Source organism: Mucilaginibacter dorajii, from assembly GCF_024808255.1.
Taxonomy (GTDB): Bacteria; Bacteroidota; Bacteroidia; order Sphingobacteriales; family Sphingobacteriaceae; genus Mucilaginibacter; species Mucilaginibacter dorajii.
The window spans coordinates 15,812-34,406 of record NZ_JANTYS010000040.1; the positions used below are offsets into that span (position 1 = coordinate 15,812).

Annotated in this window: 14 protein-coding genes; 12 read left to right on the plus strand and 2 right to left on the minus strand. The window is 44.3% G+C overall.

Annotated features, from left to right (window positions below; translation table 11 throughout):
• The first annotated feature begins 36 nt into the window (after nucleotides 1-36).
• The 3 genes from FHS10_RS28560 to FHS10_RS28570 all read left to right on the plus strand — a co-directional run bounded on the left by FHS10_RS28560 (nucleotide 37) and on the right by FHS10_RS28570 (nucleotide 3,251).
• Entirely contained in the window at nucleotides 37-2,430 is a 2,394-nt protein-coding gene (locus FHS10_RS28560) for an ABC transporter permease (RefSeq protein ID WP_259097590.1), read from the plus strand.
• Nucleotides 2,431-2,566: 136 nt separating this feature from the next.
• Complete coding sequence (locus FHS10_RS28565; protein WP_259097592.1) at nucleotides 2,567-2,800, plus strand: UPF0175 family protein; 234 nt, start codon at nucleotides 2,567-2,569, stop codon at nucleotides 2,798-2,800.
• The gene (locus FHS10_RS28570; RefSeq protein ID WP_259097593.1) at nucleotides 2,793-3,251 is read left to right on the plus strand and encodes a PIN domain-containing protein; all 459 of its coding nucleotides are present in this window, start codon (nucleotides 2,793-2,795) and stop codon (nucleotides 3,249-3,251) included. Before FHS10_RS28565 ends, FHS10_RS28570 begins: the two co-directional genes overlap by 8 nt.
• Before the next feature lie 95 nt (nucleotides 3,252-3,346).
• Here FHS10_RS28570 and FHS10_RS28575 read toward each other — a convergent pair whose 3' ends face one another.
• Entirely contained in the window at nucleotides 3,347-3,757 is a 411-nt protein-coding gene (locus FHS10_RS28575; RefSeq protein WP_259097596.1) for a BrxA/BrxB family bacilliredoxin, read from the minus strand.
• A gap of 203 nt (nucleotides 3,758-3,960) precedes the next feature.
• On the opposite strand from FHS10_RS28575, the gene FHS10_RS28580 reads away from it, so the two are divergent.
• The 9 genes from FHS10_RS28580 to FHS10_RS28620 all read left to right on the plus strand — a co-directional run bounded on the left by FHS10_RS28580 (nucleotide 3,961) and on the right by FHS10_RS28620 (nucleotide 16,286).
• Complete coding sequence (locus tag FHS10_RS28580) at nucleotides 3,961-4,836, plus strand: M23 family metallopeptidase (RefSeq protein WP_259097599.1); 876 nt, start codon at nucleotides 3,961-3,963, stop codon at nucleotides 4,834-4,836.
• Nucleotides 4,837-4,973: 137 nt separating this feature from the next.
• Entirely contained in the window at nucleotides 4,974-5,339 is a 366-nt protein-coding gene (locus FHS10_RS28585) for a bactofilin family protein (protein ID WP_259097601.1), read from the plus strand.
• A gap of 184 nt (nucleotides 5,340-5,523) precedes the next feature.
• Nucleotides 5,524-6,840, plus strand: coding sequence for an adenosylhomocysteinase (ahcY, locus tag FHS10_RS28590; RefSeq protein WP_259097604.1), 1,317 nt, complete (start codon nucleotides 5,524-5,526; stop codon nucleotides 6,838-6,840).
• Nucleotides 6,841-7,340: 500 nt separating this feature from the next.
• Nucleotides 7,341-7,748 (plus strand): hypothetical protein, encoded by a 408-nt coding sequence (locus FHS10_RS28595; protein WP_259097605.1) that lies wholly within the window; start codon nucleotides 7,341-7,343, stop codon nucleotides 7,746-7,748.
• A 32-nt stretch (nucleotides 7,749-7,780) separates the two neighbouring features.
• Nucleotides 7,781-9,232, plus strand: coding sequence for a gluzincin family metallopeptidase (locus FHS10_RS28600; RefSeq protein WP_259097607.1), 1,452 nt, complete (start codon nucleotides 7,781-7,783; stop codon nucleotides 9,230-9,232).
• 802 nt (nucleotides 9,233-10,034) lie between these two features.
• The gene (locus tag FHS10_RS28605) at nucleotides 10,035-10,412 is read left to right on the plus strand and encodes a hypothetical protein (protein ID WP_259097608.1); all 378 of its coding nucleotides are present in this window, start codon (nucleotides 10,035-10,037) and stop codon (nucleotides 10,410-10,412) included.
• Nucleotides 10,413-10,688: 276 nt separating this feature from the next.
• A complete protein-coding gene (locus FHS10_RS28610) occupies nucleotides 10,689-11,060 on the plus strand; it encodes a BlaI/MecI/CopY family transcriptional regulator (RefSeq protein WP_259097610.1) in 372 nt (123 codons plus the stop codon).
• Nucleotides 11,057-12,562, plus strand: coding sequence for a M56 family metallopeptidase (locus tag FHS10_RS28615; protein WP_259097611.1), 1,506 nt, complete (start codon nucleotides 11,057-11,059; stop codon nucleotides 12,560-12,562). Before FHS10_RS28610 ends, FHS10_RS28615 begins: the two co-directional genes overlap by 4 nt.
• Nucleotides 12,563-13,424: 862 nt before the next feature.
• Nucleotides 13,425-16,286 carry a M16 family metallopeptidase gene (locus tag FHS10_RS28620; RefSeq protein ID WP_259097613.1) on the plus strand — a complete coding sequence of 954 codons (2,862 nt, stop codon included), beginning with the start codon at nucleotides 13,425-13,427 and terminating at the stop codon, nucleotides 16,284-16,286.
• A 605-nt stretch (nucleotides 16,287-16,891) separates the two neighbouring features.
• Here FHS10_RS28620 and FHS10_RS28625 read toward each other — a convergent pair.
• Nucleotides 16,892-18,145, minus strand: a complete 1,254-nt coding sequence (locus tag FHS10_RS28625) for a glycosyltransferase (protein WP_259097614.1) — start codon at nucleotides 18,143-18,145, stop codon at nucleotides 16,892-16,894.
• Between the last annotated feature and the right edge of the window lie 450 nt (nucleotides 18,146-18,595).

The window sequence follows — 18,595 nt, forward strand, 5'->3', positions numbered from 1 at the left end:
GGATTTAGAGTTTAGAAGAATTAGAGTTTAAATACCATGATAAAGAATTATTTAAAAATCGCCTGGCGTAACCTTATTAAAAACAAGGCGCATACATTTATCAATGTAACCGGGCTATCGGTTGGCATGGCTGTGGCAGTGCTGATAGGGTTGTGGATATGGGATGAGTTATCCTATGATCAATATCATGATAACTACAACCGTATTGTGCGGGTTATGCAGCACCAGACTTTTAATGGCGATGTTGGTACCCAAAACTCCATCCCCATCCCCCTTGGCTACAAATTGGGCAATGAGTATAAAAGCGATTTTAAATACATGGTGTTATCTACCTGGAATTTTAACCACATACTGGCTTTTGGCGATAAAAAACTTTCGCAGGCAGGCTCCTACATGCAGGCCCAGGCACCTGATATGCTCACGCTTAAAATGCTGAAAGGCACGCGGTCGGCATTAAAAGATCAGTCGTCTATTATGCTGTCGGCATCATTGGCTAAAGCCCTTTTTGGCGATACCGACCCTATGTTTAGGCCGGTAAAAATAGATAACCAGTGGAATGTTAAAGTAACCGGTGTATATGAAGATCTGCCGCATAACACCAGTTTTCATGACCTGGCGTTTATTGCCCCTTGGGATTTGTTCATGACCACCCAGCCTTACCTTAAGCAGGCTCGTACCACTTGGGGCAATAACTCCTGGCAGCTGTTTGCGCAATTGCAACCCAATGCAGATATAGATAAGGTATCGGCAAAAATAAAAGACCTGAAAATGCAGGGCCTGGCTCTCACCGGCGATAAATTGGGTTTAACCTTTAAGGCGGCAGTCTTTCTGCATCCCATGAGCAAATGGCATTTATACAGTGATTTTAAAAACGGCGTCAATAATGGCGGCGACATTAAATTTGTGTGGATGTTTGGCCTCATAGGTATGTTTGTTTTGTTGCTGGCCTGCATCAATTTCATGAATTTAAGTACTGCCCGCAGCGAAAAGCGCGCTAAAGAAGTGGGCATCCGTAAAACGGTGGGCTCGTTGCGCAGCCAGCTCATTGGCCAGTTTTTTATGGAATCGATGATGATAACGGTGTTCGCTTTCCTGTTGTCATTAGTTTTGGCACAACTTGTTTTACCATGGTTTAACCAGGTGGCCGATAAAACAATGCATGTGCTTTGGTTTAACCCCTTGTTTTGGATCATGGGGATAGGGTTCAGCATTTTTACCGGTATCATAGCTGGCAGCTACCCGGCGTTTTATCTTTCATCATTTCAGCCGGTAAAAGTATTAAAAGGCACTTTTAAGGCAGGCAGGCTTGCTGCGCTGCCCCGCAAAATATTGGTGGTATTACAGTTTACGGTTTCGGTTACGCTTATTATTGGCACCATCATCGTTTTCAGGCAGGTACAGTATACCAAAAACCGACCGGTTGGTTATGAGCGTACCGGGCTGATCCAGATTGACATGCGTACCGACGAGATCCATAAACATTTTGATGCTGTGCGGAATGACCTTGTACAATCGGGCGCGGTTATTGAAATGGCCGAATCGGACAGCCCCTTAACGGATGTTTACTCTGATAACAGCGGCTTTAAATGGCGCGGTAAAGATCCCGCTTTACAGGATGATTTTGGTACTATTGCAGTAAGCCCCACCTTTGGTAAAACCGCGCAATGGAAAGTATTGGAAGGGCGGGATTTTGAAAAAGATAACCTGGCCGATTCATCGGGTATGATTGTGAACGAAGCTGCGGCCAAGTTCATGCATTTTACCCATCCTGTAGGCGAAATGCTGGAATGGGGTCGCAAATTTCGGGTGATTGGCATGGTGAAGGATATGGTAATGTCATCGCCATATGAACCTGTGCAGCCAACGATGTTTTATCTTACCAAATACAACGGTGGTTTGATAGATATTCGTATCAACCCCAAAATGAGCGCGCATGAAACCCTGGCTAAAATTGAAAATGCCTGGAAACAATACGCCCCGGGCAGTCCGTTTGAATATAAATTTACCGACGATCAATACGCCAACAAATTTGCCAACGAAGAGCGGATAGGCAAGCTTGCCGGTTTCTTTACCTTGTTAGCCATCTTCATCAGCTGTATGGGCTTGTTTGGTATGGCCTCGTTTATGGCCGAGCAGCGCACCAAAGAGATTGGCGTACGCAAAGTACTGGGTGCATCGGTATTTGGCCTGTGGCGTTTAATGTCGGTAGATTTTGTGGTGCTGGTTTCTATATCCTTGCTTATATCAATACCAACAGCCTATTACTTTATGCACGGCTGGCTACAGGACTATAAATACCGGGCCGAGCTTTCCTGGTGGATCTTTGGGGCAACGGCATTGGGCTCAATTATCATCACACTACTTACGGTAAGTTACCAGAGTATTAAAGCGGCGCTGATGAACCCGGTAAAGAGTTTGAGAAGCGAATAGACTGTAGGAGAGGTTAAAGGCCAAAGGATAAAGGCCAAAGGGTATTGAAAGCCGACATTAAGTCAAGGTAACGATGGCTTTTGTACTATGCGCTTGACTGTTCTATTTTTTTGATTTTTATGACTATCTTTATATCATGACTACAATAACATTACAAGTTCCGGACGCACTTGAGGAAGCGCACGACGAAACAGTACGTTTAATTGCAGCCAAGCTTTATGAAGCCGGCAAGTTGTCATTAGGGCAGGCTGCTGAAATGTGCGGTATCGATAAGGCAGATTTCCCGGCTGTACTTAATAGCTTTGGCGTAAACTATATTCAGTATTCGTATGAAGATATAATGGCTGATATAGCCCGGATCAATGGCTGAATACATAGTTATTACAGATACTAGTTGTTTGATACTACTCGATAATATCAAGGCGTTTGATTTACTTCATAACATCTATCAACATATAATAACCACACCCGAAATCGCAGCAGAGTTTAAAAAAACTTTGCCAGATTGGATACAGATTATACCCGTAAAGGATGTAGACCTGGTTGTGACCTACAATAAGCAGGTAGATTTAGGAGAAGCAAGTGCTATTGCTTTAGCCCAGGAAATTCCTAATGCTTTACTTATTGTGGATGATTTTAAAGGACGTCGGCTCGCCGGTCAACTTAATATCCGTTTTACCGGAACTATTGGGGTTCTGATTACGGCACGTCAACAAAATAAGATTACTTCTTTAAGGCCCTATTTTGATATGATTAAATTAACGGACTTTAGAATTGATCCAATATTATTAGATAGGATACTTAACGACTTTAAAGATTAACTAATAGCCCAATCTGCCACCGGCAACATAAAAAAAGGTTAAAGAATATGCTTCTTTAACCTTTTGCCTTTCAGCTTTAACCTTTCGCCTAAAAATTAGCAGTATTGCTCAAAAGCACCAATCAGGTTATCGGCAATCATTTGTGCGGGGCGACCTTCAATTTGGTGGCGCTCAATAATGTGTACCAGCTTGCCATCTTTAAACAAAGCCATTGATGGTGATGACGGAGGATAAGGCAACATGTAGTTACGTGCAGTATCAACCGCGTCTTTTTCCATACCCGCAAAAACGGTAACCAATTTATCAGGATGTTTCTCGTTAGCAGCGGCAATCCTGGCGGCAGGGCGCGCGTTGGCAGCAGCGCAACCGCATACCGAGTTTACCATTACAAATACAGTACCTTCACTTTCAATGGCGCTTTTTACCGCATCAGCATCTTTCAGTTCTGTAAAGCCTACTCTTGTTAAATCTTCCCGCATTGGGGCAACCAAATATTCTGGATACATAGTATATTTTCTTTAATTAGATTTTTATCAACTAACAAAAATAAGAAATGATATGCAGTTTGCGTTTAAAAAACGCAATAATAACAATTTGCTGACGATGTGGCTTTTTGATATAACGGCCACATAGTAAGGATATTGTTATTATTAGCTATTGATATATTCGATGTTATCGTTATATTGCAAGCCCCTAATTAATAAAGTTGATGAAAAAAAAGACATCTGATATCAGTACGGTTGTTATCATAAATAAGAACCAATTGCCTACAAAGTCTTTACAAATAAAAACCAAACATCTTAACAGAATTAAACATTACGCGGCTGGCATTGCAGCTGTTGTAGTGGTTTTGGTTGGCTGTGTTTTTTATTTAAGATCACAAAACACAGCGCAGGAAATAGAAAAACAAAAGCTGCTGGTGCAAATAGCTAAACTTAAAGGTGCTATACCCGTAGCTACCGCCGTGCCACAGGTACAAGGTAAAGAGGGCAGCGCGCAATCATATATCCAGGCCATTGAAGGCAAATTAAAAACCATTAACGATTACCTGCGCCGCCGCGGTTTGAAAGGTTTTAGCACCAAAGGTTTGGGTGGCGATAGCAATGCCGAGGGCAAAAAACTAAGCGATAAAGAAGTATACTCCCTGTACAACGATTACCTTAACCACCTAATGGGTACCATTGCTTTTACGCCAATGGGCTACCCGCGCATCAGCTCATTTACTTCGTTTTTTGGTTACCGTAGCGATCCTTTTGACAGCAGCAGTGCCGAGTTTCATCCCGGTATTGATTTTAAGGGCAAAAAAGGCGATGAAGTAAAATGTACCGCCAGTGGCAAAATTGTTTTTGCCGGCTGGACAAACGGATACGGCAACTGCATCCGCATACAGCACATTAACGATATTCAAACTGTGTACGGGCACCTTTCAAAAATTAAGGTGAAAGTAGGGCAACAGGTAAACCTTGGCGATGAAATAGGCCTGGTAGGTTCCACCGGCCACTCCACCGGCGCGCACCTGCACTATGAGGTACGTCGCAACGGTAAACCAGTAAACCCCGTTAATTTTTTAACGCTAAATAAATAAGGTAGTATCAAGTAGTAAGTATCAAGTAGCAAGACCCATATAGCTGCTATAAGATACTTACAACCTGGTACAAATAAGAAGAGTATCAAGCAGGAAGTAAATACTTACTACTTGATACTTACTACTAACAAACACCTATGGCTATTTTCGGTAAAAAGGATAAAGTTTCGCTTGATCTTCAGGCTATATCAACACTGATAAGTGAGGGAAGCATTTTAGATGGCAGCCTTAATGCACCGGCGGTTGCCCGCATTGATGGATTGGTTAACGGCGATGTAACCGTAACCGAAGGTCTTATTCTCGGCGAAAAAGGCGAAGTAAAGGGCAACATCATCACTAAAGAAATTGTAGTTTATGGTACCGTTTATGGCGATATCCAAACCGAATCCCTCGAAATAAGGGCCACCGGCAAAATTACCGGCCAAATAAAAACCCAAACCTTGCTGGTTGAAACAGGTGGCGTATACAATGGCCAGCTTACCATGGGTGTGGTTAAGGAATAGCGGTTTTATTGAACCCGCCCAGCCTGCCCCAGGCGGCGGCAACTGGTTTGGCAAAGTGCAGACCGGGTAAGCCGCGTTTATTCTCCAGAAAAAGTTTCCCTCAATACGTCCGTTTCCCGGCCAAATACGTATTTCATTTTGACAAACATATAAGTTAAATTTGCACAAAAAATAAAAAGAAACTATGTCATCAGTAGAGACTGTATATACCAAATACAAGGTAAAAGACTTTTCATTAGCCGAATGGGGTCGTAAAGAAATTGAATTGGCCGAAGCAGAAATGCCGGGCCTTATGGCCTTACGTGCCGAGTTTGGCGCAAGCCAGCCTTTAAAAGGCGCGCGTATTGCCGGCTGTTTACACATGACCATCCAAACGGCTGTATTAATTGAAACATTAATTGCGCTCGGCGCCGAAGTTACCTGGTCGTCATGTAATATATTTTCAACACAGGATCATGCCGCCGCTGCTATTGCTGCCGCCGGTACTTCTGTTTATGCCTGGAAAGGTATGAACGCCGAAGAATTTGACTGGTGTATTGAGCAAACTTTATTCTTTGGCGAAGACCGCAAGCCATTGAACATGATCCTTGATGATGGTGGCGATTTAACCAACATGGTATTGGATAAATACCCTGAACTGATTGCCGATATTAAAGGTTTATCAGAAGAAACCACCACAGGTGTGCACCGTTTATACGAGCGCATGAAAGCGGGTACATTACCAATGCCGGCTATTAATGTTAATGACTCGGTTACCAAATCGAAATTTGATAACAAATACGGTTGCCGCGAATCACTGGTTGACGCAATCCGCCGTGCTACCGATGTAATGATGGCCGGTAAAGTAGCCGTTGTTTGCGGTTATGGCGATGTAGGTAAAGGTTCGGCAGATTCTTTACGTAACTCTGGTGTACGCGTTATTGTTACCGAAATTGACCCTATCTGTGCTTTGCAGGCAGCTATGGAAGGTTTTGAGGTTAAAAAATTAGGCACTGCTATTAAAGAAGCCGATATTGTGGTTACTGCAACAGGTAACAAAAACATTGTTCGCGAAGAGCATTTCCGCGCTTTGAAAGATAAGGCTATCGTTTGTAACATCGGTCACTTTGATAACGAGATTGATATGGCCTGGTTAAACAGCGCTTATGGCAATACCAAAATTGAAATTAAACCACAGGTTGATAAATATACTATAGACGGCAGCGATGTTATTGTATTGGCCGAAGGCCGTTTGGTAAACTTAGGTTGCGCTACAGGGCACCCAAGCTTTGTAATGAGTAACTCATTCACCAACCAAACTTTAGCCCAGCTGGAGCTTTGGACAAACGGTGCAGCTTACAAAAACGAAGTTTACACCCTGCCAAAACACCTTGACGAAAAAGTTGCCCGCTTACACCTTGCCAAAATTGGTGTTGAGCTGGAAGTTTTAGACCAGGATCAGGCCGATTACATTGGTGTAACTGTTGCAGGTCCGTTTAAACCGGAGTACTACCGTTACTAATATTTAGGTTAAAGGTTAAAGGCGAAAACTGAAAGGTTTTTGCCCGAGATAAATAAGAGGCATGGTTTTAATACTGTGCCTTTTTTTATTGGGTATGATTTATAAAGTTGTATATGATAACATTACTCAAAAACGTTTGTCATCCTGAACGTAGTAAAGGATCTTCTTCATTATAAAATTTTGCAATGAGCAGATCGAAGAAGACCCTTCGTTCCTCAGGATGACAGTTCTTTATTTGAAATGTCATTCCAGCTTCAGAATTTCGCGAAATTTTACAACTCAAGGATGACAAAGCTTTTATATGGAAATGCTGTTGAATAATTTGCCCTGCACCGAAAAAAAGTATTTAAAAGTTATTGTTGTATTGCTTAATAAGTCCCTATATTTATACAAGCCTAAATCAATTATAAACTTGTAAATAAATACAGCATCCCTGGCTGTATTTGAGTTCTGTTGTAATTAGGTGTATAAACAGCAAATTAACCTAATCCCATATTATCATGAACATTGCATCACTACGTATCGACAAAAAAAAGATGGGGCTTGCTGGTAGCATCCAGGAAACGCCTTATTATGAACGGCTGGTTAAATTAATACCCGGCGAAATTATTAGTATTTATGTTACGGGCCAGGGTATCATCCCTAAAGGCAACAACACCGCACTGTGGGTATGGTCGGCAGTGTGCCTGGTTCTGCTTGTGGTGTTACGTGCATTCGGCACCCGCAGCGATACCAGTGTAAGTACCGCGCAATGGCCGGCAGTACTTATTTCGGCCGTCTCCTTTATCATCTGGCTATACACCTTAGGCGGCGTATTTGCTACTTTATCTTTTTATCAGTCTTATATAGGCTCGTTGCTGGTAATCACCTGGACGTTCATTATCCCTTTTGTTTATAAAGGCGATTAACCCGATTGTACAAATACCTTAAATCAATTGATATGAAAACAACAAAAACAAGCACGCCGGCTAATATTTCTGCCTGGCAGCAAGATCCAGGGTGGGGTAGCCAGCCTGATGGTGGGCCAATGATCCAGATTAATCAGCCACAGCTAAGTGCAGGTACTTTGCCTACCAAAATAGAAAATCCTTCAACCGCGCCTGCCGCGCAAATTTATTCGCCGGGTACGGCCGAGTTTCGTTATTGGGCTGCGGCGGCTTCGCTTGAACGCGCCTCTGCTTTTTGGTCGCCTTTGTTGCCTGGCGTTAAGTGGCAGGTAGGGAAGGTATTGCCTGTAGATTTGTATCACGGCGAAGACTTTAACGCGTATTACGACCGTGTTGGTCTGCGTTTTTTCCAGGGGCAGGCAGGTTCACGTACGGTTTATTCTTGTGAAAGTCCGGATATTGTTTGTCATGAACAGGGGCATGCTATTTTAGATGCCATTAAACCGCAGCTTTGGGATGCCGCAAGTATTGAAATAGGCGCGTTTCACGAATCATTTGGCGATATGAGCGCCATCCTGTGCGCGTTACAGGTGCCCAGTATGCGGCATGATGTGCTGGCCGAAACCAGCTATTCCTTATACAGTAATTCAAGCCTGTCAAGACTGGCCGAGCAATTGAGTTGGGCCATAAGGCAAGGCCACCCCACGCTGGTTGAGCCTGATTGTTTACGCAACGCGGTAAACGCCTTTTTTTACCGCGATCCTAATACGCTGCCTTCAAATGCCCCCGCAACCAGCTTATCATCCGAACCGCATTCATTTTCGCGGGTATTTACCTCTGCTTTTTTTGACGGGCTTGCCAGGATGTTTCAAACAATGCCGGCGCAGGATGAGCCTAATTTACTGCAGGTGAGTACCGATATGGGTAAAATATTGATTGCAGGAATCCGTGCGGCGGCGGTGGTATCAACATTTTACAGCCAGGTTGCAGTTAAAATGATCGCCTCGGCAAGTTCTCTTTTCCCGGGACCTTACGCCGATGCGCTCAAAAGTTCGTTTATCAAACATGGTATCATTTCTGCAGCCAGCAGCCAAAGCATCCATCAGCAGTTTGCTATGGGTATCACCGCAATGGCTGCCCCGATGAACGAAAGCCATGATTTGCCTAAGATGATGATCCCGGTGCAGGAATACGGTTTGGGCAGTGATTCCATCATGGTACATTCGGCTGTTGAACCTAAGCAGTTTAATATCACCGGCGCTGCCCTTGACGTAGGGCCTTTGCAGCCTGTTTCTGAAGAGTTACAGGCAAAAGCTTTTTTGGAAGATTTGATAAGGCGCGGTAAACTTAAAGCGGCCAACCAATCGGAAGTGAACTACGCGGTAAAAAGCATAACGGGCAGTGCGCCTAAGGTGCATTATCACCATACACATGAACTGGTGGCCGAAGGCGATACAATGGTATTAAAAAGAATGCGTATTGACTGCGGTTTAAAGCACATGTAAGGATCTGTTTGAACGCGAAAAGAATAGCTGTTTGCGAGTGGTGAAATTCGTGAAGGTGGAAATGACCATTAAAAGCGAGGGCACTCGCGAATCCCCTCTTGAGCTACTGTGTGTGCACATCTTTTGAAATCGTATCACTAAACAAAAACGATGTCAGTTCGAAACGAACCGGAGTGGATTGCGCGCCGGAGGTGAGGCGAAATCTTATACGAGCAGCCATGTTTGCTCATCGCTTGTATAAGATTTTTCTTTCGCACCTCGCTTTACCCCGTCTTCGCTCTATCGAAATGAAATTTTCTTTTTTAGAAAGATGTGTACATGAGGTAGCGCAATAACGGACCTTTTTATTTGTTTTATTACCGCTTCTAAGGATCTGTTTAAAAATAAGAAAAATAGATTGTTACTGCCTTTGGTAAGATTTTCGATATCTGAAGGACAGCATGACGTGAACAAGGCGCAGACGACTCACCCCGACGAGGCTACGCCCGTCTTCCCCTCTCTCCGACTGCGTCGCATAGAGGGGCGGAAAATAAAAACAGTTTTTACCCTCTTTGCGGCTTCAGCCGGAGAGAGGGTCGGCCAGCGAAGCGCTGCCGGGGTGAGTCGTCTCCAGCGTTCTACCGATACCAAGAAAACGAAATACATCATTATGAACGTAAACAACGAAGCAATGCGATTTTTTTGACTGTAATATCTTTCCAGAACCGTTTTTAAACAGCTTCTTAGGATCTCATCATTTTACTTATATTTACAATACTGTGAAGGCGGCCGGTAATACGGCTGCTTTTTTAAAAGTAAAGTCATGCAAAACGACATTAAAGAGCAGCTAAAGCAAAAAGGCTATGAGATGCTAAATTACACGCAGGAAGCAGATGGCAGTTTAGCCGTGAATGCTAATAAGCTGCACCCCGTTACCCTCGACGGTGACAAGCAGTGTTTTATACCCATTCCCCTTAGCTTGCAGGTGCAGGTAGATACCAATAATAAAATTACCGCGCTAAACAGCCTGGAGGACGAAAAATCTCTTGAAAATGATGCCGACCATTTTGTGCGTAACCTGGCCGATAACCAGGAAATTGGCGGTGATGGGCTTTCGGCCGTACCAAACGCAACCCACCATGTAGATATAAATGAGGATGGTTTACCCGTCATCAGAAAAAAACGGGCCAGGTTATTTTAGAAGGGCTTTTGGACAAAAGATTTTTGGAGCAAGGAACAAGGATCTTTTTGAGAGTAAAGATAGAAGGACAGAGGAGCAAGGACTTTGCCCCTGTATTCTATTAGCTTCTTAACTTTTTTCCTTTGTCGTTCAATCCTTGCTCCTTTGTCCATTCATCCTTTCTCCAACCGCAGCTGTCTTAATTCTTGACTCTTACCTCTTGATTCTTTCCTCAAATTTGTTTTTTTAATTTATTACTCTACATTTGTAGAGTAAATTCTAAACTCATAGAGCAGTATGAAACTAACCAAAGCCGAAGAACAATTAATGGAACTGATTTGGGATAAAAAAGAAATTTTTATGAAGGATATTATCGACGATTATCCTGAGCCTAAACCAGCCACCACCACTATTGCCACCTTACTTAAACGAATGCAAAACAAAGGTTTTGTGGCCTATAACCTGATGGGCAATTCCCGCCAGTATTACGCGCTGGTAAAAAAAGAAGATTACTTTTCAAAGCATGTGAAATCATTGATCAACGATTTCTTTGGCAGCTCGGCGCTGCAGTTTGCTTCCTTTTTTACCCGCGAAACCAACATGACCACCGCCGACCTGGAGAGCCTGAAAAAAATTATTGACGACCAGATAAAAAGGAGCAAAAAATGATCACCTACCTGTTAAAATTTGTAACCTGCTCGGGCCTGTTACTCATAGTTTATCACCTGCTGTTAAAAAATAAAGCCATGTACCGTTTTAACCGGTTGTATTTACTGGCGGCATTTGTATTTTCATTAGTGGTGCCTTTTATTACGATAGAACAACATGCCACTTTTGTACCGGCGGTAATAACCGCGAAACAAGAGATTATGGTATTGCAGGATGTTATCATGCCTATCGCGGCCCCTCAACCGGCGACTTCGGTAAACGATGCCCCGGCCATTAGCGCCGCTTCAATGGTGTCTATCGCTTATGCGCTTATTACAGGTTTAATGCTTTTTCGCTTTGCTAAAAACCTGTATGGTATCAGGAAGACTATTTTGAATAACACGAACGTAGCTTACAAAAACCAGCGCCTGGTATTGACTCCCGAAAAGCTAACGCCTCACACTTTTTTCAACTATATTTTTTTGAATGAGGTCGATTACCGCAGCGGGAAGATAGCTGTAAGTATATTAAAACACGAACTGGCGCATGCCCGGCAAATCCACTCGGCCGATGTGGTTTTTATGGAACTGGTGCAGGTGTTTTGCTGGTTTAACCCTTTTGTGATGCTTTACCGCAGGGCGATACAATTCAATCACGAGTTTTTGGCCGATGAGGCGGTGCTATGCAACAATCCTGACGTAAGGGCCTACCAATATTTGCTCCTGGATAGCCTGGGCAATACCGGGAGCCAGACTATAACCAGCCAGTTTAATTATTCATTAACCAAAAAACGATTGATCATGATGACCAAAAAAACATCTGCCTTAACTGCCGTATTGAGCAGCCTGGCAATTTTTACAATTATGGGTGCCGCTTTTATGTTGTTTTGTAATATGGTAACCACTGGCAACGAGCCCACGCAAAAAGCGGGCAAGCTAAGCAACGTGGTAATATACAAAGGCGGCGACACCTTGCAACCCGTAAAATGGCCGCCGCTGATAGCACCCGATTATCCGCAATACCCGCACAGCAAAGAAGGGGTTGCGCAAACAGCTGTTGATGAGTATACTGGCATTGTAAATAAGTACCTAACGGATTTGAACGGGCATAAGCCCAGTCAGATCAGGGTTACACCTGCAGATCGGGCCCGGATGATCGAGATTTTTAAACATATGAGTATCGCCCAGCAAAAACAGCAGCACATTGGTTTTATGTTGCCGCCACCGCCGCTGCCCATGTCTAAAGTTACGCAAGCAGAATTGGATGCTTTTAAAGACCCCAAAAAATTCGGTGTTTGGCTTAACGATAAACATATCAACAACAGCGACCTGGCAAAATACAAACCTGCCGATTTTATGCAATTGTTTGTAAGCAGGCTAACCCCCCACGCCATCAACTACAAATATTACCATTACCAGGTGGACCTGATGACTACCGATCATTATGCAACCTACCTCAAACAAACCCTTGCCGAACGCAACCAAAGCAGGATGTATACCCGGAGCGGACCTTTGTCTTTTTAGGTAAAAGGTTAAAGGCGAAAGCTGAAAGGTTTTTGCTTCCTTAAATAAAAAGGCATGGTTTTGAGCCGTGATACAAACCAACTTCTTTAAATTAACTAATTGAAAGGCTGCACCAGGGGTGCAAAAGATTTGTAGCATCCGTTAATTAAAATTCTTTGCGTGCATAGGTTCGATGTCATTAGTTAACATGAGTTCGATATAAGAAAGGGACATCCGTAAATCAAAAAAAGTATGTCATTTCGATTGAGCAAGGGCGGGATTGAGCGGTTGCGCGAAAGAGAAATCTTATACGACATGCTATGATGGACTGCATAACGCATAAGATTTTTCGCTTCGCTCAAGAGATAGTTTCTCCTCACCCTCTACTCCAGCCATCCGCCGTTCGTCGAAATGACATTTGGGAGTTCTTATATCGAACTCACGTTAAGTTAAGCAATTGATAAGATGCTCCAGGGGAGCAAAAGCTTTGTAGATAAAATGAATTGACGTCTTTTGCGTGCCAGAGGTACGCCACCTGAGGTTCCGTACCTCTGGCACGGACTGCATTTTTGATTTTTTTCTACAAAGCTTTTCCCCCGCTGGGGGAGAAAATCCTCAACTTAATGACATTGACCTACGACCCGGTATCAACGTTGCATTCATTTGCTGTAAAGTTATTCTCCGGATTGGGGAACAATAATTCAATGCCATCACAGTAAATACGGAAGGGAGTAAGGATAAATGAGCAAGGATACCATGTCTGTCATTCTGTCACAAATCCGTTACAATAACTTTCTCCCTCCGGTGCTTTCCTTAAAAATCCATAATATTAGGTTCGTAATTAATATTATAATATTAAACTTTTAAGTAATACCGACTGACCATGATAAAACCTTTAAAAAGCGCGTTAATGCTGCCCGCGGTGGCGTTGATATCGCTTTCGGCAATGGCCCAAACTACCGGCGGGCAGCCCAAACTTGTTGAAAAAGTAACCCGAAAAGGCACCGAGCTGGTGATCCCCTTTGAAAAATATGTATTGCCAAACGGATTAACCGTAATACTGGCCGAAGACCATTCGGATCCGCTGGTACATGTGGATGTTACCTACCACGTAGGTTCGGCAAGGGAAGAGATCGGTAAATCGGGTTTCGCGCACTTTTTTGAGCATATGATGTTCCAGGGCAGCGATCACGTAGCCAATGGCGATCACTTCAAGATCATCACCGAAGCCGGTGGCACCTTAAACGGATCAACCAACCGCGACCGTACCAATTACTTTGAAACCGTACCCGCCAATCAGCTGGAAAAAATGCTTTGGCTGGAGAGCGACCGCATGGGCTTTTTGTTAGATGCCGTTACCCAGCAAAAATTTGAAGTACAACGCGCCACTGTAAAAAACGAACGCGGTCAGAATTATGATAACCGCCCTTACGGTCTGTCAAGTGAGTATACCTCCAAAACCTTATACCCTTACGGGCACCCATACTCGTGGTTAACTATTGGCTACATTGAGGAGCTGAACAAGGTTGGCGTTAACGATCTGAAAAACTTTTTCCTGCGCTGGTATGGGCCTAATAATGCCACCATTACTATTGGCGGCGATCTGGACCCTAAGCAAACACTGGCATGGGTAACCAAATATTTTGGCAGCATCCCGCGTGGCCCGGTGGTTAAAAACATGAGTCTGCCCGCGCCGGTATTAACTGCCGATAGGTATGTATCTTATACCGATAACTATGCCAAACTGCCCTTGTTAGCTGTTACTTATCCGGGTGTAAAGGTTTATGATAAAGATATGTCGCCACTGGATGCTTTGTCAGAAATTATTGGGCAAGGGCGTAACTCTATCCTGTACAAAAATCTGGTAAAAACGCGTAAGGCGGCACAGGCTTCCATGAGTTCGTCAAACACCGAACTTGCCGGCGAAATTGGTATCCGCATATTGCCTTTCCCGGGCCTTACCCTGGCCGATGCCAAAAAAGCGGTCGACGATGCCTTTGCCGAATTTGAAAAAACCGGCGTGAGCGACGAAGCCCTTGCCCGTTTTAAAGCAAGCTCCGAAGCCAATTATATCAACAGCCTGTCGAGTGTGAGCGGCAAAGCATCAGAGCTGGCCCAGGCACAATACCTTACGGGCGAACCAAACCAGATAGGCCGCGAACTGGCCGACATCCGCGCGGTAACCAAAGAGGACGTGATACGTGTGTATAACAAATACATTAAAGGTAAGCCGGCTGTAATACTAAGCGTATTGCCTAAAGGCGGCACCATACAGCCCGTTGCGGCAGATAACTATACCATTAATACCGCAGGCTACAAAGCGCCCGATTATGGCTACAATGGCTTAACCTACCACAAAGCAACCGATAACTTTGATCGTGCAACCAAGCCGGGTGTAGGTGCAAACCCTTCTATTAAAGTACCTGCTATATGGAACGCCACTACGCCAAACGGCATCAGGATCATCGGTACGCAGAATAACGAGATCCCATCGGTATCCATGTCTATCACTATTAAAGGTGGTGGCTTCTACGCGGTTAACAACCCTGCAAAAGCCGGCCTGGCCGGTATGGTGGCCCGCATGATGAACGAGGAAACCAAAAACTACACAGCCGAGCAATTTTCATCTGAGTTAGATAAACTGGGCAGCGATATCACCGTGTATGCCGGCAACGAGGATATTACCGTAAGCGTATCATCGTTAACCAAAAACCTGGATAAAACCATGAAGCTGCTGCAGGAAAAACTGCTGAGCCCTAAGTTTACCCAGGACGCGCTGGACAGGATCAAAAAACAAACCATTGAAGGTTTAAAGCAGGCTAAAACACAACCGGCCGGTGTAGCTTCATCTGTATACAACAAAATTCTTTACGGTACCGATAACGTGCGCACCTACGCTACCACCGGTAACGAAGAAACCGTTGCCGCTATCACCTTGCAGGATGTACAGGATTACTACGATAACTACTTTACCCCAACAGAAACCCGCATTGTTGTGGTGGGCGATGTTAATGAAGGTACAGCACGTGGCCAGTTAGCTTTCTTAAATTCTTGGGCGGCTAAAAAAGTAACTATCCCAAGCCCGGCAGGAGGCAAAAGCTTTGATAAAACCACGCTTTACCTGGTTGATATCCCGGGCGCGGCACAATCCGAAATCAGGATTGGTTACCTGGATGGCTTAAACTATGATGCCACTGGCGACTACTATAAATTAGGCATCACCAACTATATTTTAGGCGGCGCTTTCAACAGCCACATTAACCTTAACCTGCGCGAAAAACGCGGCTGGACCTACGGCGCACGCTCGGGCTTTGCATCGGGCAAATTCGGTGGCGATTTTACCGCTTCGGCAGGTGTGTTGGCTACAGCTACTGATAGCGCGGTAGTTGAGTTTATAAAAGAGATCCGCAACTATCGCCAAAATGGCATTACACCCGAGGAGTTAAAGTTTACCCAAACCTCGATAGGCCAGAGTGATGCCCGCAGGTACGAAACCAATGCCCAAAAAGCGGCCTTCCTTTCGCGCATCCTTGATTACGATTTGAAGCCAACTTATGTTGACGAGCAAAATAAGATCCTGTCAACCATCACCCCGGCAGAGATCAACGCCCTGGCCACCAAGTACCTTGATACCGATAAAATGGTGATCCTGGTAGTTGGCGATAAAGCCCGTATTTTACCCGGTCTGCAAAAATTAGGCTATCCCATTGTGGAGCTTGATGCCGACGGCAGGCCAAAGCAATAAACAGTTTTTACGATAAAATGAAAGCCTCTCTGAGAAATCAGCGAGGCTTTTTTTGTGGTTCGGGGCTTTGAGGAGCGAGGGGCGGGTTGCGAGGTTCGGGAGAAAAAACAAGGTCATGCTGAATTTATTTCAGCACCCCACATGACAGGTATGCACCATGTGCTTTAAAAGCTCCCTTCTTGAGAAGGGGTGCGGCAGGAACGTGTGCGAATGCGGGGATGTGTTTACGGTGTTAAGGAGGGGGTAATGACTGAGCGTGAGTAAACTTTGCTATCGTAGACCTTGCATGTGGGCCACAAGGCTGGAGCCTTGCGGCAGCGGGGAGTGTCATTTCGAACGAACCTGTGGGGTGTGCGCCGGAGGTGAGGAGAAATCTTCTACGTGCGGACATTCGGCATAGCAAGGCGTCGAAGATTTCTCCTCGCCCACCGCTTTCCCCTGCACATGCTCGTTCGAAATGACATTTTCTTTAATAAAAAGATATGGGTACACAGTAGCACAGGACAGGTAGCAGGTATGACGATCACTCATCCACTGGGTTCCTGAAATAAATTCAGGACGACTTTGGTTTTATTAAAAACATTAAATTACACCAAGCCACACCGCTACCTGTTAAAATACGCCTCCATAATTTCGACACATTCAGCCGCTCCATCTTCCATATTGATCTTTTCACCAAGCGTTTCGGCATTCCGTTTATATTCCTCTGTTTGCGTTAGGGCAATCGCTTTAAGCAGCTTTTGAGTATTTACAGTTTTGAACGGAATATGAACACCGATTTTAAGCTGTTCCACCATTTTGCCGTTATAGGGCTGATCGGCCAGGATAGATACAATGATGACGGGGATCTTTGATTTGATAACAGCCCCAACGGTGCCTATGCCACCATGAATAATGGCAACCTTGCAAAGCGGTAAAACCCGGTCGTGATTAACGGAGGGCACCACAAACAGGTTTTTATGCTGAGGGATTTCGGCTATTACAGACCAGCCGATGCAAAACAATATCCTATGATCGGTAGTGTTAAGAATCTCCATCATGATGCCCACTAATTTTACCGGGTCGGGTATGGGGATGCTTCCGAAACCGATATAGATAGGCTGATCCCCGGCTTTTAGCCAGGCTTCAAAACCATCGGGCAGCTTATCCATAAAATGATTGGCACGCGAATCTGGGGGTAACGAAAGAAACCCCGTTACATGTGTATTACTAACCCAATCTTTTGGCTTGGTAAGCAGGTGCTTACTCATGGGGTACAGGGTGAGGGTATTTGATCTACCTAAATAGCCCATCATATTTTTATACGGTAAACCCAGCGACTTCCTGAAACCAGTAACTGCGCCTTTAAACGAGAGCCAAAGCAGCGAGTTGAGCTTGTAAGTCGCTTTATTGAGCCAGCCCAAATTAACGCGACCAAAAATGGCATGCGGAAATTCACGGGTTGGGGTTATCGGCATACTTAAAAACACCATCCCAACCGGTTTGTTGTACTTTTCGCCAATACACAAAGCCATAAATGAGGTTAACGAGGCGGCGATCAAAAAATCGCAATCTAAAGTCCACGCAACAATCTCCTTATTTAACTGCGGTGCCGTTTCTGCCGTTATCTTATTAATATGGCTGATAAACCTGAGAATGTTACCGGTTTTGAGCAGCTTAAGGATCTCGGGTGTTTGTATCGATTTTTCGGCATTGGTAGATACGGGACGGAAACTGACGTTAAAGCCTTCAACATAATCTTTGAAGTTTTCGGGCGCTATAATAACCGCATCGTGCCCTTTATTGATAAGGTCAAGCGCAATGGCGATAAATGGCTGCACATCGCCCCGGGAGCCCATAACAATTATTCCGTATTTCATTAATATCGTATCTGGGATAAATGTATGTAATTGGTGTGATTATTTTTTGCTTCGCGCAGTTCGGAAGTTATGGATATGATGCCGTTAAAAGACTAACCAGATATTTTGCGATTAGTAAAACCCATGTAAAGCCATGTCATTGCTAGGTACGAAGCAATCGCGAACTGTGCAGATTCGCCCTGTAGCGCATGAGATTGCCTCGTTCTTTATAATGGCTTTGTGTTAAAGCGCTTGTCATCCTGAACAAAGTGAAGGATCTATTCTACGAGATGCATATTCACCCTGCAAAGTTCGCCAATAGATACTTCGTGTCTACCCATAATAAGTTGCGTTTTGAGGTGGGCGGGCCTGTCACCCTGAGTAAGTTTTATTTGCGCACAAATAATCGCATTGCAAATGACACGAATAGTTATGAGTTTTGCTTTATAAAAGCAACTTATGGCAGTGTAG

Coding starts and splice junctions, on each gene's coding strand:
- FHS10_RS28600 (WP_259097607.1), top strand. CDS start 7,781: ATGAAAACAACAAAAACAAGCACGCCGGCTAATATTTCTGCCTGGCAG.
- FHS10_RS28595 (WP_259097605.1), top strand. CDS start 7,341: ATGAACATTGCATCACTACGTATCGACAAAAAAAAGATGGGGCTTGCT.
- FHS10_RS28580 (WP_259097599.1), top strand. CDS start 3,961: ATGAAAAAAAAGACATCTGATATCAGTACGGTTGTTATCATAAATAAG.
- ahcY (WP_259097604.1), top strand. CDS start 5,524: ATGTCATCAGTAGAGACTGTATATACCAAATACAAGGTAAAAGACTTT.
- FHS10_RS28565 (WP_259097592.1), top strand. CDS start 2,567: ATGACTACAATAACATTACAAGTTCCGGACGCACTTGAGGAAGCGCAC.
- FHS10_RS28605 (WP_259097608.1), top strand. CDS start 10,035: ATGCAAAACGACATTAAAGAGCAGCTAAAGCAAAAAGGCTATGAGATG.
- FHS10_RS28625 (WP_259097614.1), bottom strand. CDS start 18,145: ATGAAATACGGAATAATTGTTATGGGCTCCCGGGGCGATGTGCAGCCA.
- FHS10_RS28620 (WP_259097613.1), top strand. CDS start 13,425: ATGATAAAACCTTTAAAAAGCGCGTTAATGCTGCCCGCGGTGGCGTTG.
- FHS10_RS28615 (WP_259097611.1), top strand. CDS start 11,057: ATGATCACCTACCTGTTAAAATTTGTAACCTGCTCGGGCCTGTTACTC.
- FHS10_RS28560 (WP_259097590.1), top strand. CDS start 37: ATGATAAAGAATTATTTAAAAATCGCCTGGCGTAACCTTATTAAAAAC.
- FHS10_RS28585 (WP_259097601.1), top strand. CDS start 4,974: ATGGCTATTTTCGGTAAAAAGGATAAAGTTTCGCTTGATCTTCAGGCT.
- FHS10_RS28570 (WP_259097593.1), top strand. CDS start 2,793: ATGGCTGAATACATAGTTATTACAGATACTAGTTGTTTGATACTACTC.
- FHS10_RS28575 (WP_259097596.1), bottom strand. CDS start 3,757: ATGTATCCAGAATATTTGGTTGCCCCAATGCGGGAAGATTTAACAAGA.
- FHS10_RS28610 (WP_259097610.1), top strand. CDS start 10,689: ATGAAACTAACCAAAGCCGAAGAACAATTAATGGAACTGATTTGGGAT.